The organism is Sphingomonas sp. 22176 (assembly GCF_052045505.1).
Lineage (GTDB): Bacteria > Pseudomonadota > Alphaproteobacteria > Sphingomonadales > Sphingomonadaceae > Sphingomonas.
Genome location: NZ_JBQEPL010000001.1, coordinates 168,657 through 190,967, shown reverse-complemented (window position 1 = coordinate 190,967; position 22,311 = coordinate 168,657). Strand labels below are relative to the sequence as shown.

Here is a 22,311-nt window from a genome sequence, read left to right as displayed (position 1 = left end):
ATGAGCATCGATGCGATCGGCGCGCTGGTCGCGCCGGCCGGGGGGCAGGGCACGAACGGCGTGTCCCGCGCCTTCGAGTTGCTCGCCCCCGGCGGCCATGGCGGCGGCGCCACCACCCCGCAGTTCGACGCGCGCTTCCAGGCGGCGCTGGAGAAGATGGGCGGGGTGCAGGGCACCGTCGCGGCGGGCCCCATTCCGCCCGCCATGAAGGGCATGTTCAACGCGCTCGATCAGGTCAACGTTCAGGCCCGCGCCGTCTCGCGCTATGCCGAGACGGCCGAGGCCAGCGGCGGTCAGCTGACGCCGGGCGAAATGGTCCAGCTCAACATGAAATGCTCCGAATTCATGTTCCAGGCGCAGCTTACCTCCAACATCGCCAACCGGAGCTCGGACGGCGTGCAGCAGCTGTTCAAGCAGCAATGAGCGGCGGCGCCCCCGCTCGCCGCTGGCAGGCGCGGATCGCCGCGCCGCTGCTGGTGATCGCCGCCTTCGGGCTTGCCGGCTGCAGCCGGCAGGAAGTCTATGGCAAGCTCACCGAACCGGCCGCCAACGAGATGATCGCCGTGCTCAACCAGGCCGGAATCACCGCGACCAAGGTGGCGGGGGAGAAGGACCAGTGGAGCATCGCCGTCGACCAGGCCGATTTCGCCCGCGCGGTGGAGACGCTGCGCGCGCACGGCCTGCCGCACGAGGACTATGACTCGCTCGGCTCGGTGTTCAAGAAGGAGGGCTTCACCTCCACCCCGTTGGAGGAACGGGCGCGGCTGATCTACGGCCTGTCGCAGGAGTTGAGCCGGACGATCAGCGGCATCGACGGCGTGGTGCAGGCGCGGGTGCACCTGACCATGCCCGAGGCCGATCCGCTGTCGCGCGAGGCCAAGCCGTCTGCGGCATCGGTGTTCGTGAAATATCGCACCGGCTTCGACCTGCGCAGCCAGACCGGCGCCATCAAGTCGCTGGTCACCAATTCGATCGAGGGACTTACCTATGACCGCGTCTCGGTGGTGATGGTGCCGGCTCAGACGGCGCCGGTGATGCCGGAGAGCGAGGGCATGGTCTCCATTTCCACGCTGATGCGCGGGGCGATCGGCGTGGTCGCGCTGATCGTGCTGGCGATTGCGGCACGCGGGCTGTGGCGGATGCGCAAGCCCCGGACCAGCCTGCCGGATACGGTGCAGCGGTGAACCGGGACATGCGGACCGCCAAGCTGGCGCTGCTCGCCCGCCATTGCGGGCAGGGGCGGGGGGCGCGCTTTGCGCGGCGGGCGAGCGGGCAGCCTGCGGTGCGCTTCGGCGATCTCGCCAAGCTGCCCGACTGGCTCGACGCGCCCGAAGAGCAGCGCGCGCGCATCGCCGCCGCGGCCGGGCTGCTGCGCCACCGCCGGGCGATCGATGCTGAGCTTTCGGGGCCCCGGCTGGCGGCACTCGCGGCGGCGGTGGGCGAGCCACTGTTCGACGCGGTCTGCGAGGTCGAGGTGCCGGAGATGGTCGGGGCGGAAAAGTTGCCCCCGCCCGAGCGGGTGCTCGCCGCCGGCACGCAGTTGCTGGAGGCCGCCCTGCCGCTCGCCTTGCAGAACCGGTTCCCCGGCGCGCGCGATGATGCCGCGGCGCGCGACCTGTTGGCGCGGGCCCATGCCATTGCGGAGAGCCTTGCATGACCTACCATCTCGTCCATGCCGACGACGCCGCGCTGCTGTTCAGCGAGCGGGGGGTGATCAAGCGCGACGAGCGCCAGTCCTTCAGCGATGCGGTGGCGCTGCTCGACGCAGTGCGGGAGGCGCAGGCGCGCGCGGTGAAGGCTGCGGACGCGGCGCGGGACGAGGCTTATACCAGCGCACTCGCAGGGGCCCGGGCGGAGATCGACGAGTTGCTCGCTCGCGAGATCGCGCAGTTCGCCGCCGCAATCGACGCGCACGAACAAGCACGGCGCAACGAAGTTGCCGAGGCGGCGCTGGCGGCGGTCCATGCCGTGCTGGGTGAGTTGGAAGACGCGACGTTGGTGCCCGCACTGGTCGCTCGGGCGCTCGACCGTCTCCAGCCGCAGGGCGGGGTGACCGTCGCCGTGGCGCCCGACCTGGCCGAGAAGGTTGCAGCACGGTTGGAAGCCCTCCCGGAAGTCAGCATCCTGCCCGACCCGGCACTCGCCGCGCACGACTGCGCGATTCGCACCGATCAGGGCCAGGTGATCGCCAGCCTGTCGGTGCAGCTTGAGACGCTCGCCAAGCGCTGGGGGGTGGCATGAGCGATCCGCTGGCGCTGCTTCGCGCGCTCGATGCGGCGCCGATGTTCGAGCAGCATGGCCGCATCGTCGGGGCGCTCGGCACCACGCTGCGCGTGACCGGAGTGCGCGCGCGGATCGGCGAGAATTGCGAGATCGTCGATGCCGAGACCGGCTTCTCACTCTGGGCCGAGGTGATCGGCCTTGCCGATGGCGGTGCGATCCTGACGCCACTCGGTGATCTGCGCGGCCTGTCGATGCACAGCGATGTGATTCTGCGTAGCGGAGAGGATCGGGTGCCGTACGGCGCCGACATGCTCGGTCGCGTGCTCGATGCGCGGCTGCAGCCCCTCGACGGCATGGGCAGCGTGCGGCGTGGCACCGACCGTCCCATTCATGGCGAAGCGCCCAACCCGATGCACCGCCGCCCGATCGACGCGGCGATGGAGACCGGCATCCGCGTGATCGACGGGCTGATGCCGATTGGGATAGGTCAGCGCGTCGGCATCTTCGCCAGCGCCGGCGTTGGCAAGTCGACCCTACTGGCGAACCTCGCCCGCAACGCCCAGTGCGACGCGATCGTCATCGCGCTGATCGGCGAGCGCGGCCGCGAGGTGCGCGAGTTCATCGAGGAGACGCTCGGCGCCGAGGGGCTCGCTCGCTCGGTGGTGATCGTTGCCACCTCGGATCGCCCGGCGATGGAGCGGGTCCGCGCCGCCCACGTCGCCACCGCTATCGCCGAGGGGCTGCGCGACGAGGGCCGGCATGTGCTGCTGCTGATGGACAGCGTCACCCGCTTCGCCCGCGCGCTGCGCGAGATCGGGCTGGCGGCGGGCGAGCCGGCGGTGCGGCGCGGCTTTCCGCCCTCCGTCTTCGCCGAGCTGCCGCGGCTGTTCGAGCGCAGCGGTACCGCCGCCGAGGGTGCGATCACCGCGCTCTACACCGTGCTGCTGGAGGATGAGGACGGCGATCCGATCGGCGAGGAAGTGCGTTCGCTGCTCGACGGCCATATCGTGCTGTCGCGCAAGCTGGCCTCGCGCGGCCATTATCCGGCGGTCGATGTGCTGGGCAGCCTGTCGCGCCTGTTCCCCCGCCTTGCCAGCGGGGCGCAGCAGCGCGCTGCGCACGGGCTGCGGGCGATGCTTGCCAAGCTCGACGAGATCGAGTTGCTTGTGCAGATCGGCGAATATCAGCCCGGTCGCGACCCGCTGGCCGATCGCGCGCTGGCCGAGCGCCAGGCGATCGCCGCCTATCTACGCCAGTCCGGCAATGAACGCACGTCGCTGGGCGAGAGCATCGCCCGGCTGCGCACCTTCGAGGAGATGAACCATGCCCGCTGACAACCGCGCGCCCGTGCTGGCGCGTATCGCCCAGATGCGCGAGCAGCGCCTGACCCGCGCGCTGATCGAGGCGCGCGAGGCCGCCGAGCAGGCGCAAGCAGCGGCCAGCGCTGCCGAGTCCTCCCGCATGGCAGCAGAACGCGAACGCTCCGATGCCCGCCTGCTGTTCCAGGCAAGCCCGGCCTGCCCGCAGACGCGGCTGTGGCTCGATCAGCGCGTGGCCGAGGAGATCGGCGCGGCGGCCCGCGCCAGCGATCAGCGCGCGCGGCACGAACTTGCGGTCGATGCGCAGGGGGCTGCCGGCCGCGCGCTCGACCAGCACCGCGTCCGCAGCGAAAGCGTCGCGACGCATCACCAGAACCTCCGCCGCGCCGAGCAGCGCCGTGCCGAGGAGCTCATCGACTCCGAGGCTGCAGCCTTTCTCCTGTCGCGAGGCTGGGCATGAACGGTGCCCCTACCAGCGGCTCGGTCCAGAGCAAACCGGTGCCCACCCCGCGGGACGCACCCGCTAAAGGTGAACCGGAAGCTGCGCCCAAGCAGCGCAAGGCGTTTGCCGATGCGCTCTTCCGCCACGCGGGCAAGCGGGCGGCAAAGGATCCCGGTATGGACAAAGCCGATGGGCTGGCGGCGATGATCGCGCCGCGTGACTTCGCCGCGATGGCAATCGCGGCCCGGCCCTCTGCGGCCGGTGCCGTCGATCCGGCGCAGCATGCCCAGCTGGACCGGATCGCCGCCGCCATCGCAGAGGTCAGCAAGACGGCGCAGCCCGAGGTACACCTGTCGCTTCCCCTCGGCAGCTACAAGGTGGAAGGCGCGGTGCTGGGGCATGATCTGGCGGGGCAGGTGAACGTGCTGTTGATCCCCTCGGCCGCGGTGCCCCCGGCCGTTGCGGCGCAGTGGAGCGAGCAGCTCCATGAGCGGCTGCTGCGCCGCGAGGTTCGCGTGGGCAAGGTGGGCGTGCAGGGCAGCGCGGTGCCGATGGCGGCGCGGCGCTGAGGCCGCGTCGCTCAGCGATCGACCCGCGTCGTATCCTCGCGCAGCTGGAAGATGGCGGAATCGATCGTCGCGATGACCTTGTCGCTATCGCTCATCCCCAGCCGGCCGTCGGGATCGAGCAGCGCATAGCCCAGGCCGGACAGCCGATCGAGCACATCGCTGGTCGGGCTCGCCGCGGCCAGTGCCGCGACTTCGCTGGTGAAGTCGTTCAGCGCCCGCGAAAGCCGCCCGGCATCGGCGGGGCTCGCGTTCAGCGTTGCGGCAAGATCGCGTGCGACGCCTTCGGTGTCATAGGCATCCCCGGCCCGCAGCGGCGATCGATCGCCCTGCACAAGGCCCAGCTCCCGCGTCACGATGCCAGCGACGCGGTTGCTGAGCACCGCCATTGCCTGGCCGGCGAGTGCCCTGGGCGTGTTGCCTGCGGCACCCACCGCGCCGATCGCGCTCGCGCGGGAGCCAGTGATTCCGATGGGCTGAGTCATCGCCGAATCTCGTCCGTGGAATGGAACATGGCTGCACGGATAGCCGCTTCGCAGGCCGCGTGCGCTCCACGAATCGCTTAGGCAGGGTTGCGGAGCATCACCGCGTTCGGAGCAGGTGGCGTAACGATGGCCCACCGGCACCCGCCTGAAAGCATCGACCGGGCGGGGGCACGGGCCTTAGTCGCGGTCCTCGGTGCATCTGCAGCTATCCTTGGCTGCGGAATGGTCATCGTCAGCGCATTCTTAACCTGTTCGTCGAAAAGGCTTGCGTCGAAACCGAAGGCGCGATCGAAAGCTGTTGCAGAATTGCGGATCTCGGCGATATCATCTTTGCTTCATAAAGGATGTGCCGCATGAGCTTGAACGGCTTCGACGAAGATGCTCGACGATTGGGCGAGTTGCGGCGTCAGGCACGCGTACTCACCAGTGGCGTGTTCGGCATGCGTGGCGATGCGGAACTCTCCCGGATCGTAGAGCATGCCGCGAAGGCGACGCGTTTTCCGTTCGCAGCCGTCTCCATCGTCGACCGGTCGCGGCTGTGGCTCGCCGTCGCCTATGGCTTCGATCCCCGGGAGTTCACCCGCCCGGACAGTTTTTGTGACGCTGCCATCCAAGTGCCCGGCTTCGCACCGCTCTGCGTCGCCGATGCGTGGCGCGAGCAGCGCTTCAAATTCGCCCCGGCCGTCATCGAGATGAACGTGCGCGCCTATTATGCGGCGCCCCTGCTAACAAGTGACGGCCTGGCGCTGGGCACACTCTGCCTGCTGGACCAGAAGCCACGCACCGTCGGCGCCGATGGACTGGACACGCTGCAGACGCTCGCGGGCGACGCCTCGGCGGTCATCAATCGTGAATCCAATGTAATGGCCTATGCGGAATATGCCATCGCCGAGCTTTCCTCTCGCCTCCGCTTCGCGATGGCAGAACGCGACGAGGAGACGGTGGCGGTGCTCGATGCCGAACTTCGCCGTCTGGAGGCGTCGATGGAGCCGCAGTGGCGCTCGAGCGAGACTGCCGAGGTGGCAGCCGCTGGCCATGCCCGGAGCAACGAAAGCACCAGCTTCACCAGCTATTGATGGCTAGCCATGACAGCTACCGGTGCTGCGGTGGCGCCTGAGAGGCGCTACGGCTTCGCCGCCCGCATCCCTTCCAGCACCGAAGGCGCGACGATCATCCCCGCCTTGGCCATCGCCGGGGTCGGCCAGACGCCGCTCGCCACCCGCCGCTTGACCGTCGCACGGTCCGGCGGGGGCCAGCCGAAATCTGCGTTGCGGGCGCGTTCGACCAGCCTCGCGCGCGCGGCGAGCATCTCGGGGCTGGTGAAGATCACCGGCTGCTCGAGCAGCGCGTGCACAGCCATGCTGCCGTCGTCGGCGACGCTCCACAGCGTGCCGCCCTTCTCGACCAGCAACTCGGCGATCTCGGCCTGTTCGGCGTCCATCGCCAGGCGAACCGGATCAATCCCGAAGCGATCGGCATGGCGCGGATCGGCGCCGTGGCGGAGCAGCGTCATCACCCCGCCGACGTGGCCGAAGGCGATGGCGCTCCGCATCGGGCTTTCGCCGCCCCTGGCCTGCGGATCGGGCGAGGCCCCGGCCGTGAGCAACTGCTCTGCCATCGCCGGGCTGTCCGCCAGGATCGCCAGCGACAGCGCCGCGCCGGGTTTCACGCCATCCTTGGGCATGCCGGCGGCGAACAGCATCGTCACCGCATCCGCATCGCAACGCGCGACGGCGAGGGTGAGCAGGTCGCCATATTGGCCGGCGGGGGGCTGGGGAACCTTGGGATCGTCGACCACCACGGTGCCGATCAGCCGCGGATCGCGCACCAGCATGGCATGCGCATCCTCGACGCGGCCGTCGAAGATCGCTTCGGCCAGCGCGCGGCCCGCCGCGCCGTTGTTCAGATGCGCGAGGACGCGGGTACGGTCGGGCAGCACCACCGAGGCGCGCTTGGTGTAGCAACTGGGCGCGGCGGCCATGCATCCTCCGATCGGGGAAGCCGCCAGCATCAGCGCGGCGAGGATGCGGACGCGGCGGTTCACAAGGGTCTGCTGTAGGGAGAGGGGCGGCCCCGGGTCAATGCGCCCCCAGGCTGCTTTGCACCCAGTCCATCTGGTGCCGGGCGACCGGCGTATCCTGATACCAATGCTGGCCGGCGGGCTGCTTGGCGTCGAGCGGGATCCGCGTGCCGTACGCCTCCGGGGCGTCGGCGAGGATCGCACCGGGGATGCCGCCGAGGATCGCGCCGGCCACCCGGTCGCCGCCGTCCTGGATCGCCGAGAGGATCTCGCCGCGCACGTAGAAGGCGGCGATCTTGGGGGCAGGCGCATCGCCGCGGATCGTGCCTGCCCGGCGGATCGTGGCATCGCTGAGCCCGGCGGCGTTGAAGGTCTGCGCGTCACGCCCGCTCGCCAGCGCTGCTGCCGAGGCGAGGCCACCGCCCAGCGAATGGCCGGTGATCGTCACCTGCTCCTCCAGATGGCGGCCGATCGCCTTCGCGATCAGCAGCGCGCGGGTATATTGGTCCGAGGGCAGGCCGACACCCTGCTGGGCATTGGCCTTCCAGTCGCTGCCGTCGGTGGTGCCGCGGAAGCTGACGACATAATTGGAGCCGCCATCGCCTTCCGTCACATAGACGCGGGCGCGGAAGCTGCTCTGCGGCGAGGTCAGGTCTTCGCCGCGCAGGCCGAGCTGGGCGAGATCGTCGCTGCTCGCGACGCGGTAGCCGGCGGGCGGGGCGGGGATGTCGTTGTAGACGTCCGCCGCCATCGCCGCGAGGTCGATGGTGGAAGGTCCGCCGGTCCGTTCGGCCGAAAGCTGTGGGGCTTCGCTGCGGACGAACTGGACCGGCGGCGCGGGCTGCTGCCAGGCAAGCAGCTCGCGCGGGGGCAGGTGACGGGCCTGGAAATCGTCGTTCGCGGCGCGGTGCCGCGACGTCGCGATCGCCGACGAAGACCCGATGCCGGTGGGTCGCGATAGCTGTTCGGCTGCCGACATCATGTTCCAGGTTCCTGCTCGAAGGCCGTCGATCCCGGATGCCATCGGCGGCAGCGTCCGTCGCTAGACGATTCGTTTAGGCGGCCTACGCGATCCGGCGATGCCGCAGGCGGTCGGGGCATGGGAAGCAGCACCATATACCAACTGGCTCGCACCCGACCGCCTTTCTCAGGAGCATGGACATGACGACGATTTCGACCGCTGCTTCGACTCCCTTCGCCGCGGCGCAGTTGGCGCTGGCCGGCGGCGTGCTCGCCCAGCAGTTCAACCCGCTCGGCGCCAGCGCCTATGCCAGTGCAATGCTGCCGTCGCTGCTCTCGATCCAGCTCGGCACGATGGCGGGCACGGGGCAGTTGCAGCCCGAGGCGGGCTTCACCGCCCAGACCACCGGCCAGGGCACTGCGCGCATCGATCTGGGCGACGGCTACCATCTCGCCATCGACGAGCGGAACAGCGAGATGACGATTGTGAACGACGCGACCGGCCAGAGCACCCGCGTATGGGGCGATCCGCATGTCGACGTGAACGGCAAGCACCAGTTCGACTTCTACGGCACGACCACGTTCGAGCTGGCGAACGGCACCAAAATCACGGTGAATACCGAGCAGGGGAAGAGCAATCCCAACGTCTATTTCGCGAGCCAGGTGGTGGTGACGCGTGGCGCCAATGCCGTGGTGATCGACGGGATCAGCCAGCAGCAGCTGGGCGATCTGTCGGTGAGCGTCTCGTCCAATGGCTATGCGCTCGACGCGGCCAATCGCGACGGCTTCACCGTGCAGGAATCCGCCGGCAGTTGGCAAACCGAGCTTGGCGAGACGGTGACGCAGGCCGATGCGGACCTGACCAGGCCCGGCCAGATCTATGGGCCCGACAGCACCATGCCGAGCCTTTCCGAACTGGGCAGTGCGATGGGCGGCTTCCTGCTGTTCGGCAGCGTGCTGGGGGCTGCCTTCGAGATGAGCGCGTCCTTCCGGTCCGCCAGCGCGAGCAACGATCGCGCACCGTTACTTGCCCATCGAATTCCGATTGCCTGACGCCGCGCGGGAAGCTGGCGGGAGCGTGCCGGGACCAAACCGGCACGCGAGGCGACCTGCGCGATCGGTGCGCCTGACGGCACGGCTCCCGCGCAACGTGATACCGGTAGCTATCGCGGCGGCGGCCATGCTTCTTTGCATGATGGAATAGAAACTGGCGCACCCGACAGGATTCGAACCTGTGGCCTCTGCCTTCGGAGGGCAGCGCTCTATCCAGCTGAGCTACGGGTGCCTAGAAAGCGGCGACTAGCAAAGCCTTTGGCCGAACGCCAGCCCGTTTCGGCACGTCGCCGCGCAAAAGCTCAGGCGGGCGCGGCGGCCTTCTTCGGCTTGGGGGCGGGCGTCTTCGGCTTGAACGCGCAGAGCTCCACCACCGGGCAGCGCCAGCATTCGGGCGTGCGGGCCTTGCAGATGTAGCGGCCGTGCAGGATCAACCAATGGTGCGCGTGCAGCCGGAACGGCTGGGGGACCACCTTCTCCAGCTTCAGCTCCACCGCCAGCGGGGTCTTGCCCGGCGCCAGGCCGGTGCGGTTGCAGACGCGGAACAGATGCGTGTCGACCGCGAAGGTCTCCTGCCCGAAGGCGACGTTCATCACCACATTGGCGGTCTTGCGGCCGACGCCGGGCAGCTGCTCCAGCGCGTCGCGATCGGCGGGGACCGCGCTGCCATGCTCGCGGATCAGCGCCTCCGACAGCGCGATGACGTTCTTGGCCTTGGTGTTGAACAGGCCGATCGTCTTGATGTGCTCTTTCAGCCCCGCCTCGCCGAGCGCCACCATCTTTTCGGGCGTGTCGACCTCAGCGAACAGTGCGCGCGTCGCCTTGTTCACCCCGGCATCGGTCGCCTGGGCGGAGAGCACCACCGCGACGAGCAGCGTATAGGTATTGACCGATTCCAGCTCGGTCTCGGGATGCGGATTGTCCGCCGCCAGCCGCGCGAAGAACTCGACGACCTGCGCCTTCTTCACACGCCGAGCACTTCCGCCATGGTGTAGCGGCCCGCGTCGCGGCCGGGGAGCCAGAGCGCGGCGCGGATCGCGCCCTTGGCGAAAATCGCGCGATCGTCCGCGCGGTGGGTGAGCTCGATCCGCTCGCCGTCGCTGGCGAAGACGACGGTATGGTCGCCGATCACCGAACCGCCGCGCAGGCTCGCCATGCCGATCGTGCCGGCGGCGCGCGGGCCGGTGAGGCCGGCGCGGTCGCTCACCCCGGCTTCGGCGAGGGTGGTGCCCATCGCGCTCGCGGCGGCGGTGCCCAGCATCTGCGCGGTGCCCGAAGGCGCATCGGCCTTGTTGCGATGGTGCATCTCGACGATCTCGATGTCCCAGTCCTGCCCGAGCCGCGCGGCCGCCTCATGGACCAGCCGGGAGAGTAGGCCGATGCCGAGCGAGGTGTTGCCGGTCTGCAGCACCGCGATCTCGGCGGCGGCGGCGTCGATCATCCGGTGGTGGCGCTCGGCAAGGCCGGTGGTGCCGATCACGATCGGGGTGCGCGCGGCGCGGGCGGCGGCGAGGTTCGCCTCGAGCGCGGCCGGCGCCGAGAAATCGACCAGCACATCGGCCTTGCGGGCGAGTTCGGCGGGATCATCGCCCACGTCCGCGCCGCCTGCGAGGCGGGCGCCGAAATCGGGAAGGGCGGCGGCGATCGCCTGGCCCATCCGCCCCATGCTGCCATAGATGCCGATGCTCGTCATGCTGCGGGCTGTTGCACGATCCTGCGCCGGAGTGACAGAGACTATTTTTGCGAGTCGTCCGGCTTTTTCTTCTTGCCCCCCAGCGGAATCCGCAGGCTCACAAAGGCTGCGGGCGCCGAGGTGATGCCGGCATCGTGCTGCTGCGCCTCGGCACGCACCTCGCCGCCGCCGGGCAGGCGGATGCTGGGGTCGAACGCGCGGCGCTGGGTCGGTGCCTCCAGCCTCGGGCCGATGCGGTAGCGGTCCGGCTCGTCGCGCTTGCAGACGACGATCTCGTTGGGATCGGTCGGCACCGGGCAGCGCTGCTGGGTCAGCGGGCGCGAGACGATGCCGGTGCCGTCATCGTCGCCGGCGGGGCCGCGCGCCTGTTGCGGCAGCAGGATCGCGAGGAGGGCAAAAGCGAGCAGGGCCACGGGTTTGTCTCCGATCCTTGAGCCGCCAGAGAAACCAGACTTTGCGGCGCTGGCAAGGCGGGCCTAGGGTCGCGGCATGGCCAGCCTCCGCAATCTCGTGATTCTCACCGGCGCCGGCGTTTCCGCCGAGAGCGGCATCGCCACCTTTCGCGGCCCGGGCGGGCTGTGGGAGGGGCACCGGGTTGAGGATGTCTGCACGCCCGAGGCGCTGGCGCGCGATCCCGAACTGGTCCACCGCTTCTACGATCTGCGGCGCGCCGCGCTGGAGACGGTGCAGCCCAATGCCGCGCACCATGCCTTGGCGCGTCTCGACGCGGCATGGCCGGGCGAACTGCTGATCGTGACGCAGAATGTCGACGACCTGCACGAGCGCGCGGGGGCGACGCGGCTGCTCCACATGCATGGCGAGCTGCGCTCGGCGCTGTGCGCGGCGTGCGGCGTGCGTGAGCGCTGGGAAGAAGCACTGCCGCCCGAAAGCGAATGCCCCAATTGCGGCATGCTCGCGCTGCGGCCCGACATCGTCTTCTTCGGCGAGATGCCCTACGAGATGGAGCGGATCGAGGCGGCGCTGGCGGATGCGGACCTGTTCGTCTCGATCGGCACCTCAGGCGCGGTCTATCCCGCCGCAGGGTTCGTCCAGACCGCGCGGCATTACGGCGCGGCGACGCTGGAGATTAACCTGGAGCCCTCCGGCGGCAGCCACTGGTTCGAGGAGAGCCGGATGGGCCCGGCGGGCACGCTGGTGCCGGCCTGGGTCGACGAATTGCTCGCCACCGCCTGAGCCTGCACAACATCGCGCTGGCATTGCGCTGCATCCTGCGGAAGGATGGGGCCAAGGCGTCGCGACAGGCGCCAGCGATATGGGAGAGGCGGGCAATGCCCCAGCAGGCGATCTTCATTACCGGCGGCGCGTCGGGAATCGGGCGGGCGGTGGCGCTACTGTTCGCGCAGCGCGGCTGGCGCGTGGGGCTGGCGGACGTCAACGCCGCGGGGCTGGCGGAGACGCTGGCGATGCTCCCGGCGGGAAGCGCCACGACGCACCCGCTCGACGTGCGCGATCGTGACCAATGGGTGGCGGCGCTCGCCGACTTCGCCCAGGCGAGCGGCGGGCGGCTGGACGTGCTGTTCAACAACGCCGGGATCGGCACCAGCGGCCCCTTCGCCACCACGGCCCCAGCCGAGCTGGAACGCTGCGTCGCGATCAACCTGGTGGGCGTGGTCCACGGTGCGCATGCCGGCTTCGAGCTGCTCGCCGCGACGCCGGAATCGGCGATGCTGATCACCAGCTCGGCCGCTGGGATCTACGGCACCTCGGGCGCGGCGATCTATTCGGCGACCAAGTTCGCGGTGCGCGGCCTGGCCGAATCGCTCGACGGCGAATGGGCCTCGGCGGGCGTGAAGGTCCGCACGCTGATGCCCTCGTTCATCGACACGCCGCTGCTCGACCAGCCAAGCGGTGGCTCCAACCAGCATATCCGCGAGAATGTGCGGCGCGCCGGGCTGGAGATCACGCCCGTCAGCGAAGTCGCGGAGGCAGCCTGGGCGGCGGTGCATGGGCAGGTGCTCCACACCCGCGTCGGCAAGACCGCGCGCAAGCTGTGGTTCGCCGCGCGCTGGATGCCGGGCGCGCTGCGCAAGCAGGCGCAGCGCAGCCGGCTCGGGCGCCGCTAGGCTTGGCAGGCAGGCCGGGTTCGCGATACGGGCCATCTTCGCGTAACCAATGTAAGGGGAAAACCATGAAGATGGGGGTGTTGATCGGGCTCGGTCTGCTGGCGGCGGTGCCGGCACAGGCGCAGGTGAAGTCGACCGATCCGCAGTCGGTCGTCAAGGCGCTGCAGGATGCGGGCTACAAGGCCGAACTATCCAAGGACAGCGATGGCGATCCGATCATCCGCAGCGGCGCGCAGGGCTATAAATACACACTCTTCTTCATGAGCTGCGACAAGGGCCGCAACTGCGGCGACCTGCAATTCTACGCCGGCTGGACCAACAAGCTTTCGCCCGAGCGCGCCAATGCCTGGACGCAGAAGCATCGCTTTGCCCGCGTCTATTCGGACGACAAGGGCGAGGCGGCGATCGAATATGACCTCAACTTCGAGGACCAGCCGATGACCACCGCGCTGTTCCGCAAGAATCTGGAGCTGTGGGATTCGCTGGTCGGCAGCTTCGTGGATTACATCAACGAACCCGACGCGCCGTCCAAGAAATAGGGCGCTGCGCCGGCAGCAGGGCTAGCGGCGAGGGGGCCGCTAGCCCGATGTCGCGTGCTGCTGGCTCTTTGGCCGCGCATCGGCTAGGCGCTGGCCGATCATGCTCAATCTGACCGACATCACGGTGCGCCTGGGTGGCCGCACGATTATCGACGGCGCCACCGCCAAGCTGCCGCCGCGCGGCCGTATCGGCCTGATCGGCCGCAACGGCGCCGGCAAATCGACGCTGGTGAAGGTGATCGCCAGCCAGCTCGAACCCGATGGCGGCAGCGTCGACATGCCGCGCGGCGCCAAGCTCGGCTATATCGCGCAGGAGGCTCCCGGCGGCACCGCGACGCCGTTCGAGACGGTGCTTGCCGCCGATATCGAGCGCGCCGCGCTGCTCGAGGAAAGCGAGACCAGCCACGATTCCGATCGCATCGGCGAGATCCATGAGCGGCTGATCGCGATCGACGCGCATGCCGCACCGTCGCGCGCCGCACGCATCCTCGTCGGCCTCGGCTTCGACGAGGAGATGCAGCACCGCGAGCTGGAGAGCTTCTCGGGCGGCTGGCGGATGCGCGTGGCGCTGGCCAGCCTGCTTTTCTCGCAGCCCGACCTGCTGCTGCTCGACGAGCCCTCGAACCACCTCGATCTCGAAGCGGTGCTGTGGCTGGAGGACTTCCTGAAGTCGTACCCCGCGACGATCCTGCTGGTCAGCCACGAGCGCGACTTCCTCAACAACGTCGTCGATCACATCCTGCACCTGGAGCGCGGCAAGCTGACGCTGTATCCAGGCGGCTATGATGCGTTCGAGCGCCAGCGCGCCGAGCGCCAGGCCCAGCTCGCCGCCGCGCGCGTCAAGCAGCAGGCCGAGCGCGAGAAGCTGCAGGACTATATCGCCCGCAACTCGGCCCGCGCTTCCACCGCCAAGCAGGCGCAGAGCCGGCAGAAGGCGCTGGCCCGGATGCAGCCGATCGCCGAGCTTGTCGACGATCCGTCGCTGAGCTTCGACTTCCCCAACCCGGACGAGCTGCGCCCACCGCTGATCACGCTCGACATGGCCAGCGTCGGCTATGGCGACACGCCCATCCTCCAGCGGCTCAACCTGCGCATCGATCCCGACGATCGCATCGCGCTGCTCGGCCGCAACGGCAACGGCAAGACCACGCTCGCCCGGCTGCTTGCCGCGCAGTTGACGCCGATGGACGGCGCGATCAACAGCAGCGGCAAGATGAAGGTGGGATACTTCACCCAGTATCAGGTGGAGGAACTCGACCGCGACGATACGCCGCTGCAGCACATGACGCGCAACATGGCCGGGGCGAGCCCCGGCGCGGTGCGCGCGCAGCTCGGCCGCTTCGGCTTTTCGGGCGACAAGGCGACGACCAAGGTCGGCAAGCTTTCGGGCGGCGAGCGCGCGCGGCTGGCACTTGCGCTGATCACCCGCGACGCGCCGCATTTGCTGATCCTCGACGAGCCGACCAACCACTTGGACGTCGACGCGCGCGAGGCGCTGATCCAGGCGCTCAACGGCTATTCGGGCACCGTCGTCGTGGTCAGCCACGATCGCCACATGCTGGAGATGACCGCCGACCGGCTGGTGCTGGTCGACCAGGGCACCGCGAAGGAATTCGACGGCAGCCTCGACGATTACATCGCGTTCGTGCTGTCGAAGGATTCGAGCGGCGGCAAGGGCGGCGCGTCGAAGGCCGATCGCAAGGAAGCCCGCCGCGCCGCCGCCGAGGCCCGCGAAAAGGGCACCGCGCTGCGCAAGGCGGCCAAGACGGCCGAAACCGAACTCGCCCGGCTCCAGGCCGAGCTTTCCGCGCTGGAAAAGGCGATGTTCGATCCGAGCAATGCCGACACCGCGCTGACCAAGCTCACCATGACCGACCTGATGAAGCGCCGCGCCGACGTGGCGGCGAAGATCGAGACGGCCGAAGTGACGTGGATGGAAGCGAGCGAAGCACTCGAGGGGCTGGGCGGCGCCTAAGCCGCGGCGGATCTGCCCCGGCGCACGCAGATCGCGCGCCGGGGTACAGGTTCAGCCATGGTGGTGCCGCGGATCCCCATGCGGGCGCGGCGCGGGCGGTGCCGAGCGATAGGCGACGCGGGGCGGCGCATAGTGCTGCTGCTGCGGCGGCGGCGGTGCCCAATTCCGCTGCTGCGGCGGCGCAAAGGCACGCTGCTGCGGGCCTGGCGCGGGCTGGCGCGCATAGGCAGCGGCGGCGGCCTGTTGCGGATTGCCGCGGAACGGGCGGTCGAAGCGGCTCGTCTGCGATGGCGCCGGATAGGGGCGTGCTCCGAACCCACCCGGTGCAGCGCCCGCCGGGCCGCGACCGGGCATCGGCCGTTCCGGGAAGCGCGACGCGTCCAGCGGCCGGGCGGTGGCCGTCATCGGCGGCCGTCCATGGTTGGCCGAGGCGAAGGCGCTGGGATTGTGCCAGGCCGCGACCAGGTGCGCCTGCTGGTTACCGGTGGGCGCGACGTGGAACTCGTGCGCGGCCGCCAGTTCCTGCCCGCTCGCCCGCGCCTGCAGCCCGCCCGGCCCGCCATTGTAGCTGACCCGGGTGTTCTGGTTCACCGTCACATTGCGCTGATAGATGTTGGTCACGTTGGTGACATGGGTGACGTTCGTCACCGTGCGATTGTAATAGACGTGGCCGCCGTTCCAATAGCCGCCCTGATAGCCGAAGCCGGTATAGCCGAAGCCGTAGGAAACGCCGCCATAGAAGCCGACATGCGGCCCCCAATAGCCCGAATGGAAGATATACAGGCCGTTCGACCAGCCCCACCAGGGCGGCGTCCACAACAGACCCGGCCGCGGTGCGAGCACCCAGGTGCCCGGCACCCAGAAATAGGATTCGGCATAGTCGTCCCAGGCCCAATAGCCGGGCGTCCAGAGATAGTCCGGGCCGGGTAGCGGTGGCTGCGCGTAGACTGGCAGCGGCGGCGGCGCCAGGTTCACGCTGATGCCGATCGCGACCTGCGCCGAGGCCGTGCCCGCACACGGAAAGGCCGAGACCAATAGGATCGCGGCGGACCAGAGTTTCTTCATGGTGGTTGCTCCTGCGTGTCCCCCAGGTTGCTGGCAGGCCTAGGCCGCGCAGAATGAACGCCGACTTGCTGGCTTTGCACCTGCGAAGATTTTCAGGGCTGTGCGACTGGAAAAGGCTGCCAACGGGACGCCGCACAGCCAGGCGTACGCACCGCAGCGGCATTCGCCACACTCTCGGGCACCGGGAACACGCCGTCCGGCCCCGCCGACAGCATTGCGAACGCGACCTGCCACCGGGCCGCGGCGGCGAACTGTACGCCGTCAAGTCGCACCTCGATCGGATGGCGTGCATCGTGCCCGCGCAGCACCAGCGTTCCGGTGTCGCCGCGCACCGCGTGCAGCACGATGTCGCGATAGACGGGGATCAACGGGCCGGTCGCGCCGGCGTCGTAGCGCGTGTCGAAGTCGATCGGTCGGGCGACGGCGCGCAGACACACATCGTCGTAGCGCACGCGCTGCACGAGCCCGCCGCGGCTGGCGTCGCTCTTGATGCGCAGCCCCGAGGTGGTGCCGTCGAAGGTGACGCCGCGGACCAGAATGTCCTGCACCCCGGCATTGGTCTCGCTACCGATCGACAGCCCGTGCCCGGCGTAGAAATGGCTGTCCAGGATCGACACATGGTGGGTAGGCCCCTTGCCGGCCTTGATCGCGATATTGTCGTCGCCGGTGCGGATATAGGTGCGGGCGATCGTCACGTCCTGCGAGGCGCCGGGATCGATGCCGTCGGTGTTGCGGGCATCGGCCGACGTGTCGATGCGGACGCCCCAGAAGGTCGCGCCGCGCACGTCGTTCATCGCGACGTGGAAGTTGGCGGCGTTGCGTAAGGTGATGCGGTAGAAGGTAATGTCGCGTGCGCCGTCGACCAGGATCAGGCGCGGATTGTTCTGCTTGCCGCCGTCGCGCTGGGCACGGCGGGCGAGCTGCCACCAGGTCTCGCCGTCGCGACCGGTCATGGCCGCGCCGCCGCGGCCGTCGATGATCCCGTCCCCGACGATGCCGCCGCCGCGCGTTCCGGCAAAGCGGAGAAAGGGCCGGCAGCCCTTGCCCCGGGCATCGATCCGCCCGCAGGCGCCGTCCTCGTCATAGGCGGCGGGATCGGGGCTGGCGGCGAGCACCGCACCGGCATCGACCCACAGGTACACGCCCGACTTCATCACCAAGGGCCCGCTTTCGAAGCGTGCGGTCGCGGCGCCGGGCACCAGCCGTACCGCTTGCCCTGCGGGGCATTGATCGATCGCAGCCTGCAGGCGCCGGGTGTCGCTGCCGGGCATTGCACCGGCGGCTGCGGTGAGCACCGCGCAGGTCTTGCCCGGCAGGGTCGGTTCGGTAACCGCCCGGCGGTCCTGCGCGTGCGCCGTTTGTGCGCTCGGCAGAAGTGCCACCCAGGCGGCGAGCAGCAGGCATTCGGAGCGGCGCATCCTGTTCGGCCAAGTCGTTTCGCTTGGTTCCCCATACACCCGATCCGGTGCAGGGCACCAGCGTCGCTGCGGTTTCGCCTAACCGTCGATTAACCCTTTTTCGCTAGGCCGTGCAGGCCCTGCCGGGCGTGGTGTAAGGACCGGCCGTTGAACGACATTCGCGTACTCGACAACTTTCTGGGCGACGCGCGGCGCCAGCGCATCTGGGATTATCTCGACCAGTCGGGCTGGGCGCATGGCGCCTATTCCTCGGGCGCGCCGGATGCGCCGCGCTATTTCTACAAGCATTTCGCCGGCTACCAGAAGAGCGCGCAGGAGGATCGCGACCCCAACGCGATCGGCAACGAGCTCCAGGCCGCAGCGCCGCTGATCGCCGAGGTGTGGGAGGATCTGCTGCGCAAGCCGCTCCGCGGCCAGCGGCTGTCGCGCTGCTACGCCAACCGGATGCCGGCGGGCGTCGGCGGCGGGGTCCATCTCGACTCGGACTGCAAAGACCACCTCACCGCGATCTACTATCCGCAGGCCGACTGGAACGCCGACCATGGCGGCGAGACGCTGTTCTTCAACCGCAGCGGCAGTGAAGTGGTGAAGGCCGTGATGCCCAAGCCCGATCGGCTGGTGATCTTCCCCGGCACCATCCCGCACGCCGCACGGCCGATCTACGCGGTCCCGCCCGAGGCCGCGCGGATCACGCTGATGTTCAAGACGCTGGGGCGCCGCGCCTGACACATTGCTCCCTCGTGCGACTCCTGTAGAAGCACAGCGAGACATCGGGGGACAGGGAAGATGGCCGACGAGGGTTGCGAGCCGAGCGCCAGCGAGATGCGGATGGTGATCGGCGCGTCGTCGCTGGGCACCGTGTTCGAATGGTATGATTTCTTCATCTGGGGTACGCTGACCGCCACCGGGGTCCTCGGCCGTACCTTCTTCCCCTCGGGCAACGAGAATCTCGGCACCCTGCTCTCCTGGGCGACCTTCGCGATCGGCTTCGGCTTCCGCCCGCTCGGCGCGGTGCTGTTCGGCTATCTCGGCGACCGGATGGGTCGCAAATATACCTTCCTCGTCACCATCACGGTGATGGGGCTGGCCACCGCGGGCATCGGCCTGATCCCGGGCTATGGCGCGATCGGGGCGACCGCGCCGATCGTCATCCTGGTGCTGCGCGTGGCACAGGGGCTGGCGCTGGGCGGCGAATATGGCGGTGCAGCGATCTTCGTCGCCGAGCATTCGCCGGAGGGGCGCGCCGGCCATTACACCAGCTTCATCCAGGCGAGCGTGGTCGGCGGCTTCATCCTCAGCCTCGCGGTAGTGCTGCTGTTCCGCTTCGCCGCCGCCGGCATCTGGGAAAGCTGGGGCTGGCGGCTGCCCTTCCTGTTCTCGCTGGTGCTGCTCGCCATCTCGTTGTGGATGCGCTTGCGGCTCTCCGAAAGCCCGGTATTCCGCGCGATGAAGGAAGCGGGCGAGACCGCGCGCAACCCCTTCGTCGAGAGCTTCACCTATCCGGGCAACAAGAAGCGCCTGCTCGTCGCCTTGTTCGGCATCGCCGGCGGGCTGACCGTGGTGTGGTACACCGCGATGTTCTCGGTGCTCGCCTTCCTCTCGGGCCCGATGCGGCTCGACCAGACTGCGGCGCAGTTGATTACCGGCGCGGGCGCGGTGATCGGCGTCGGCTTCTTCCTCTATTTCGGCAGGCTTTCGGACCGGGTCGGGCGCAAGCCGCCGATCGTGATCGGCTATGCGCTGACCCTGGTGCTGCTCTTCCCCTGTTTCTACGTGATCGGCAGCGCCGCCAATCCCGGCCTCGCCAAGGCATCACGGCGCGAGCCGGTGATCGTCGCCGGGCCGCACTGCACCTATGATCCCTTCGCCACCACCCAGGCCGACGAATGCTGGCGGATGCTCGACCATCTTTCGCGGCTGGGCGTCAGCTACAAGACCGCCAAGGCGCCTACCGTGGTCGTCACGATCGGCGGCCAGGTCGTCGAGAGCAACGACCCCAAGGCGGTGAAGGCCGCGCTGGAGGATGCCGGCTATCGCTTCGATCGCATTGTGCCGGAGCCGATCGACATCGCGATGATCCTGGTGGCGATGACCGTGCTGATGGCGCTGTGCGGCGCCACCTACGGCCCGGTCGCGGCGCTGCTTAGCGAGATGTTCCCCAGCCGCATCCGCTATTCGTCGATGTCGATCCCCTATCATATCGGCACCGGCTATTTCGGCGGCTTCCTGCCGTTCATCAGCCATTACATCGTCGCGCGCACCGGCAACCCCTATGCCGGGCTGTGGTACACCTTCGCGGTGGTGGTGGTGGCGCTGGTGGTGACCGCGTTCGGCCTGCGCGAGACGGTGGCGCTTCGCACGCCGCGGCGCTAACCGACGGGGGATGACCGACTCCCCCCTTCGCCTCCGCCTCAATGCTGCGGCCCTTACCGCCAACTGGACCCTGCTCGCGCGCCTGAGCGGTGCGGCGGCGTGCGGCGCGGCGGTGAAGGCGAACGGCTATGGGCTGGGCGCGCGCGGCGTGGTGGAGCGACTGGCGCAGGCGGGCTGCCGCGACTTCTTCGTCGCCGCCTGGGGCGAGGCGCGGGCCATTGCCGATCTCGGCGTGGCCGTCTCGGTGCTGCACGGCGTGCGCGCCGAGGATCTCGCCGATCGCCCCGCCAACGCCCGGCCGGTGCTCGCGAGCGCCGAGCAGGTTCGGCGCTGGCGCGAGGCCGGCGGGGGCGTGTGCGACGTGATGGTCGATACCGGCATGAACCGGCTGGGGGTTTCCCCGCAGCAGGTGGCGGACGGGCTGCTCGAAGGCCTCGCGATCGACACGCTGATGAGCCACCTCGTCTCCGCCGACGAGGACGTGTCGCTCAACGCCCGCCAGCGCGACAGCTTCGCCGCGCTTGCCGGGCGGACATCGGCGCGGCGGATGAGCCTGGCCAACAGCGCGGGCATCGCCCTGGGCGCCGACTATCACTTCGACCTCACCCGCCCGGGCATTGCCCTCTATGGCGGCCGCCAGCGCGAGGCCCATGGCGCCATCGCCCAGGTGATCACGCCCGAGGCCCAGATCCTCCAGCGCCGGCAGGTCCGTGCGGGCGAGACGATCGGCTACAACGCGACCTACACCGCGCCGCGTGACATGGAGGTGGCGATCCTCAACCTCGGCTATGCCGACGGCTATCTGCGCTGCTTCTCGAACAAGGGGCGCGCGCATGCGGGAGACGCGGTGTTGCCGGTGGTCGGCCGCGTATCGATGGACCTGACCGCGATCTGCGTCGATGCCGCGCCCGAGCTGGCGGATGGAGACTGGGTGGCGATGGACTATGCGCTACCCGAGACCGCCGCGCTGAGCGGGCTGTCGCAATATGAGCTGCTCACCGGGCTGGGTACGCGGTTCGATCGGGTGTGGGCCTAGTCAGCCCGCGGCGATCGTCCAGGGATCAACGGGCGCCTGCCGGATCCAGCGCGTCGCGATCCATTTCGCGCCGGCGCGAACCGGCTCCCCGGTGTGCACCAGCTGCGGATCGGGCGTCCCATCGGGTAGCAGGGTATCGAACAGGATCGCATCGCCCGCGCGCGGCTGTACGGTAACGCCGATCGCCGGGAAGCATGTCTCGCCGCCGGCAAATCCCTGGTTGAGATAGAGGATCAGCGTCGCCATCCGCTGGTTGGCGGCCCCGGCGATCGTATCGAGGTGGCGGCGATATTGTTGGCCGGGCGCATAGCGCAGCACCGTCAGCGGCTCGCCGTTCTGGACGTCGGTGCCCGTTGCCGCGGCGATCCGCAGGTTGACCGCCCGGACGACCAGATCCTCGCGCGTCGGCCCGATCGCGCCGCCGTCCGAGGTCCGGATCGGGTGCGGCATGGGCTGTCCGCTGCGCGGATCGAGCACGTAGGAAGGCTCGAGCAGCGGCTGCGCCGTCGTGGCGAGGTGGGCGCACTCCTCGGGGGTCAGCAGCTGCGGGAAGCGGCGCAGACGGGGGCTGTCGTGCAAGACCTCTCCGATAGGAGTCGTCTGCGGTGTGCCATCGTCCCGCAGCGCCATCCTGGCGAGCAGGGCACGCTGCGCCGCTGCGACCGGATCGCCTTGTGCGGCGATATCCAGCGCTTGCAGCGCGCGGGGCCAATCGGGCGCCGCTTGGCCGCCATTGCCGTTGGCGAGCAGCGCGATCTCCATCAGCGCCCCGTCGACATGGCCGATCGCCACCGCCTTGGCGAGGCAGGCGCGCGCCTGGTCGAGATCGCGCGCCACGGGGGCACCGATCAGATACCAAACGGCAAGCTGCATCCAGGCTTCGGCGCTGCCCTGCGCACCGGCATCGGCGAGGAGCGCACAGGCCTGCGCGGTCTTGCCGGCACGGGCGAAGGACAAAGCGAGGTCGACAGGGTTGCGGTGCATAGGTGCTTCTATCCCGGCCGAGAGGCCAAAAAAAAGGCCGGAAGGATTGCTCCTCCCGGCCCCGATTGATTGGTTT

The 22,311-nt window shown here is 69.2% G+C and carries 25 protein-coding genes and 1 tRNA gene; 16 read left to right on the top strand and 10 right to left on the bottom strand.

The annotated features are described in order from the left end of the window. From ACTJKY_RS00960 to ACTJKY_RS00930, 7 genes are all read left to right on the top strand, one after another. A complete protein-coding gene (locus ACTJKY_RS00960) occupies positions 1-423 on the top strand; it encodes a hypothetical protein (protein WP_084581885.1) in 423 nt (140 codons plus the stop codon). Beyond that, entirely contained in the window at positions 420-1,184 is a 765-nt protein-coding gene (gene sctJ / locus ACTJKY_RS00955) for a type III secretion system inner membrane ring lipoprotein SctJ (RefSeq protein ID WP_440843593.1), read from the top strand. Before ACTJKY_RS00960 ends, sctJ begins: the two co-directional genes overlap by 4 nt. Before the next feature lie 8 nt (positions 1,185-1,192). Further along, positions 1,193-1,657 (top strand): hypothetical protein, encoded by a 465-nt coding sequence (locus ACTJKY_RS00950; protein ID WP_440843591.1) that lies wholly within the window; start codon positions 1,193-1,195, stop codon positions 1,655-1,657. After that, positions 1,654-2,241, top strand: coding sequence for a FliH/SctL family protein (locus ACTJKY_RS00945; RefSeq protein WP_440843589.1), 588 nt, complete (start codon positions 1,654-1,656; stop codon positions 2,239-2,241). Before ACTJKY_RS00950 ends, ACTJKY_RS00945 begins: the two co-directional genes overlap by 4 nt. Continuing rightward, a complete protein-coding gene (locus ACTJKY_RS00940; protein WP_440843588.1) occupies positions 2,238-3,557 on the top strand; it encodes a FliI/YscN family ATPase in 1,320 nt (439 codons plus the stop codon). The genes ACTJKY_RS00945 and ACTJKY_RS00940 overlap by 4 nt, the downstream gene beginning before the upstream one ends. Next, positions 3,547-4,002, top strand: a complete 456-nt coding sequence (locus ACTJKY_RS00935; RefSeq protein ID WP_440843586.1) for a hypothetical protein — start codon at positions 3,547-3,549, stop codon at positions 4,000-4,002. Before ACTJKY_RS00940 ends, ACTJKY_RS00935 begins: the two co-directional genes overlap by 11 nt. Before the next feature lie 158 nt (positions 4,003-4,160). Continuing rightward, entirely contained in the window at positions 4,161-4,553 is a 393-nt protein-coding gene (locus ACTJKY_RS00930; RefSeq protein WP_440843584.1) for a hypothetical protein, read from the top strand. An 11-nt stretch (positions 4,554-4,564) separates the two neighbouring features. Here the strand turns inward: ACTJKY_RS00930 and ACTJKY_RS00925 are convergent, their stop codons facing one another. After that, positions 4,565-5,035, bottom strand: coding sequence for a hypothetical protein (locus tag ACTJKY_RS00925; protein ID WP_440843582.1), 471 nt, complete (start codon positions 5,033-5,035; stop codon positions 4,565-4,567). 359 nt (positions 5,036-5,394) lie between these two features. Between ACTJKY_RS00925 and ACTJKY_RS00920 the strand changes: the two genes are divergently transcribed. Then, positions 5,395-6,111: a GAF domain-containing protein gene (locus ACTJKY_RS00920; protein WP_440843581.1), complete on the top strand. Its 717-nt coding sequence runs from the start codon at positions 5,395-5,397 to the stop codon at positions 6,109-6,111. A gap of 47 nt (positions 6,112-6,158) precedes the next feature. On the opposite strand, the gene ACTJKY_RS00915 is transcribed toward ACTJKY_RS00920, so the two are convergent. After that, complete coding sequence (locus tag ACTJKY_RS00915) at positions 6,159-7,079, bottom strand: ankyrin repeat domain-containing protein (protein WP_440843579.1); 921 nt, start codon at positions 7,077-7,079, stop codon at positions 6,159-6,161. 34 nt (positions 7,080-7,113) lie between these two features. Further along, positions 7,114-8,037, bottom strand: a complete 924-nt coding sequence (locus ACTJKY_RS00910) for an Mbeg1-like protein (protein WP_440843577.1) — start codon at positions 8,035-8,037, stop codon at positions 7,114-7,116. Between the two features lie 179 nt (positions 8,038-8,216). Here ACTJKY_RS00910 and ACTJKY_RS00905 point away from each other — a divergent pair, with 179 nt between their 5' ends. After that, positions 8,217-9,068 carry a DUF1521 domain-containing protein gene (locus ACTJKY_RS00905; RefSeq protein ID WP_440843576.1) on the top strand — a complete coding sequence of 284 codons (852 nt, stop codon included), beginning with the start codon at positions 8,217-8,219 and terminating at the stop codon, positions 9,066-9,068. Positions 9,069-9,223: 155 nt separating this feature from the next. On the opposite strand, the gene ACTJKY_RS00900 is transcribed toward ACTJKY_RS00905, so the two are convergent. From ACTJKY_RS00900 to ACTJKY_RS00885, 4 genes are all read right to left on the bottom strand, one after another. Continuing rightward, positions 9,224-9,300, bottom strand: a tRNA-Arg gene (locus tag ACTJKY_RS00900). A gap of 70 nt (positions 9,301-9,370) precedes the next feature. Then, positions 9,371-10,036, bottom strand: coding sequence for an endonuclease III (nth, locus tag ACTJKY_RS00895; RefSeq protein WP_440843574.1), 666 nt, complete (start codon positions 10,034-10,036; stop codon positions 9,371-9,373). Beyond that, entirely contained in the window at positions 10,033-10,761 is a 729-nt protein-coding gene (gene dapB, locus ACTJKY_RS00890; RefSeq protein WP_440843572.1) for a 4-hydroxy-tetrahydrodipicolinate reductase, read from the bottom strand. The genes nth and dapB overlap by 4 nt, the downstream gene beginning before the upstream one ends. Before the next feature lie 41 nt (positions 10,762-10,802). Then, positions 10,803-11,174 (bottom strand): hypothetical protein, encoded by a 372-nt coding sequence (locus ACTJKY_RS00885; RefSeq protein WP_440843570.1) that lies wholly within the window; start codon positions 11,172-11,174, stop codon positions 10,803-10,805. A 76-nt stretch (positions 11,175-11,250) separates the two neighbouring features. Here ACTJKY_RS00885 and ACTJKY_RS00880 point away from each other — a divergent pair, with 76 nt between their 5' ends. The 4 genes from ACTJKY_RS00880 (at position 11,251) to ACTJKY_RS00865 (ending at position 15,359) form a co-directional block, all read left to right on the top strand. Then, the gene (locus ACTJKY_RS00880) at positions 11,251-11,955 is read left to right on the top strand and encodes an NAD-dependent deacylase (protein ID WP_440843568.1); all 705 of its coding nucleotides are present in this window, start codon (positions 11,251-11,253) and stop codon (positions 11,953-11,955) included. Between the two features lie 95 nt (positions 11,956-12,050). Next, positions 12,051-12,845 (top strand): SDR family oxidoreductase, encoded by a 795-nt coding sequence (locus ACTJKY_RS00875; RefSeq protein ID WP_440843567.1) that lies wholly within the window; start codon positions 12,051-12,053, stop codon positions 12,843-12,845. Positions 12,846-12,910: 65 nt separating this feature from the next. Continuing rightward, complete coding sequence (locus tag ACTJKY_RS00870) at positions 12,911-13,384, top strand: YbjN domain-containing protein (RefSeq protein ID WP_440843565.1); 474 nt, start codon at positions 12,911-12,913, stop codon at positions 13,382-13,384. A 100-nt stretch (positions 13,385-13,484) separates the two neighbouring features. Then, on the top strand, positions 13,485-15,359 hold the full coding sequence (locus ACTJKY_RS00865) for an ABC-F family ATP-binding cassette domain-containing protein (RefSeq protein WP_440843564.1): 1,875 nt from the start codon (positions 13,485-13,487) through the stop codon (positions 15,357-15,359). Positions 15,360-15,410: 51 nt separating this feature from the next. On the opposite strand, the gene ACTJKY_RS00860 is transcribed toward ACTJKY_RS00865, so the two are convergent. Together ACTJKY_RS00860 and ACTJKY_RS00855 are read right to left on the bottom strand one after the other, a co-directional pair. Then, a complete protein-coding gene (locus tag ACTJKY_RS00860) occupies positions 15,411-16,424 on the bottom strand; it encodes a YXWGXW repeat-containing protein (protein WP_440843562.1) in 1,014 nt (337 codons plus the stop codon). A gap of 92 nt (positions 16,425-16,516) precedes the next feature. Then, complete coding sequence (locus tag ACTJKY_RS00855) at positions 16,517-17,842, bottom strand: glycoside hydrolase family 28 protein (protein WP_440843560.1); 1,326 nt, start codon at positions 17,840-17,842, stop codon at positions 16,517-16,519. Positions 17,843-17,989: 147 nt separating this feature from the next. On the opposite strand from ACTJKY_RS00855, the gene ACTJKY_RS00850 reads away from it, so the two are divergent. Genes ACTJKY_RS00850 through alr form a run of 3 tightly spaced genes read left to right on the top strand, consistent with a single transcriptional unit; the run spans position 17,990 to position 21,251 of the window. Next, positions 17,990-18,568, top strand: a complete 579-nt coding sequence (locus tag ACTJKY_RS00850) for a 2OG-Fe(II) oxygenase (RefSeq protein ID WP_440843558.1) — start codon at positions 17,990-17,992, stop codon at positions 18,566-18,568. Between the two features lie 60 nt (positions 18,569-18,628). Then, positions 18,629-20,215 (top strand): MFS transporter, encoded by a 1,587-nt coding sequence (locus tag ACTJKY_RS00845; protein WP_440843557.1) that lies wholly within the window; start codon positions 18,629-18,631, stop codon positions 20,213-20,215. A gap of 10 nt (positions 20,216-20,225) precedes the next feature. After that, positions 20,226-21,251 (top strand): alanine racemase, encoded by a 1,026-nt coding sequence (gene alr / locus ACTJKY_RS00840; RefSeq protein ID WP_440843556.1) that lies wholly within the window; start codon positions 20,226-20,228, stop codon positions 21,249-21,251. Here the strand turns inward: alr and ACTJKY_RS00835 are convergent, their stop codons facing one another. Continuing rightward, positions 21,252-22,235 (bottom strand): 2OG-Fe(II) oxygenase, encoded by a 984-nt coding sequence (locus ACTJKY_RS00835; protein ID WP_440843555.1) that lies wholly within the window; start codon positions 22,233-22,235, stop codon positions 21,252-21,254. It lies immediately after the preceding gene. Positions 22,236-22,311 lie beyond the last annotated feature (76 nt).

Coding starts and splice junctions, on each gene's coding strand:
- ACTJKY_RS00910 (WP_440843577.1), bottom strand. CDS start 8,037: ATGATGTCGGCAGCCGAACAGCTATCGCGACCCACCGGCATCGGGTCT.
- ACTJKY_RS00865 (WP_440843564.1), top strand. CDS start 13,485: ATGCTCAATCTGACCGACATCACGGTGCGCCTGGGTGGCCGCACGATT.
- ACTJKY_RS00870 (WP_440843565.1), top strand. CDS start 12,911: ATGAAGATGGGGGTGTTGATCGGGCTCGGTCTGCTGGCGGCGGTGCCG.
- ACTJKY_RS00845 (WP_440843557.1), top strand. CDS start 18,629: ATGGCCGACGAGGGTTGCGAGCCGAGCGCCAGCGAGATGCGGATGGTG.
- ACTJKY_RS00925 (WP_440843582.1), bottom strand. CDS start 5,035: ATGACTCAGCCCATCGGAATCACTGGCTCCCGCGCGAGCGCGATCGGC.
- ACTJKY_RS00960 (WP_084581885.1), top strand. CDS start 1: ATGAGCATCGATGCGATCGGCGCGCTGGTCGCGCCGGCCGGGGGGCAG.
- ACTJKY_RS00945 (WP_440843589.1), top strand. CDS start 1,654: ATGACCTACCATCTCGTCCATGCCGACGACGCCGCGCTGCTGTTCAGC.
- ACTJKY_RS00855 (WP_440843560.1), bottom strand. CDS start 17,842: ATGCGCCGCTCCGAATGCCTGCTGCTCGCCGCCTGGGTGGCACTTCTG.
- ACTJKY_RS00935 (WP_440843586.1), top strand. CDS start 3,547: ATGCCCGCTGACAACCGCGCGCCCGTGCTGGCGCGTATCGCCCAGATG.
- alr (WP_440843556.1), top strand. CDS start 20,226: ATGACCGACTCCCCCCTTCGCCTCCGCCTCAATGCTGCGGCCCTTACC.
- ACTJKY_RS00860 (WP_440843562.1), bottom strand. CDS start 16,424: ATGAAGAAACTCTGGTCCGCCGCGATCCTATTGGTCTCGGCCTTTCCG.
- ACTJKY_RS00905 (WP_440843576.1), top strand. CDS start 8,217: ATGACGACGATTTCGACCGCTGCTTCGACTCCCTTCGCCGCGGCGCAG.
- sctJ (WP_440843593.1), top strand. CDS start 420: ATGAGCGGCGGCGCCCCCGCTCGCCGCTGGCAGGCGCGGATCGCCGCG.
- ACTJKY_RS00880 (WP_440843568.1), top strand. CDS start 11,251: ATGGCCAGCCTCCGCAATCTCGTGATTCTCACCGGCGCCGGCGTTTCC.
- ACTJKY_RS00930 (WP_440843584.1), top strand. CDS start 4,161: ATGGACAAAGCCGATGGGCTGGCGGCGATGATCGCGCCGCGTGACTTC.
- ACTJKY_RS00950 (WP_440843591.1), top strand. CDS start 1,193: ATGCGGACCGCCAAGCTGGCGCTGCTCGCCCGCCATTGCGGGCAGGGG.
- ACTJKY_RS00940 (WP_440843588.1), top strand. CDS start 2,238: ATGAGCGATCCGCTGGCGCTGCTTCGCGCGCTCGATGCGGCGCCGATG.
- ACTJKY_RS00835 (WP_440843555.1), bottom strand. CDS start 22,235: ATGCACCGCAACCCTGTCGACCTCGCTTTGTCCTTCGCCCGTGCCGGC.
- dapB (WP_440843572.1), bottom strand. CDS start 10,761: ATGACGAGCATCGGCATCTATGGCAGCATGGGGCGGATGGGCCAGGCG.
- ACTJKY_RS00875 (WP_440843567.1), top strand. CDS start 12,051: ATGCCCCAGCAGGCGATCTTCATTACCGGCGGCGCGTCGGGAATCGGG.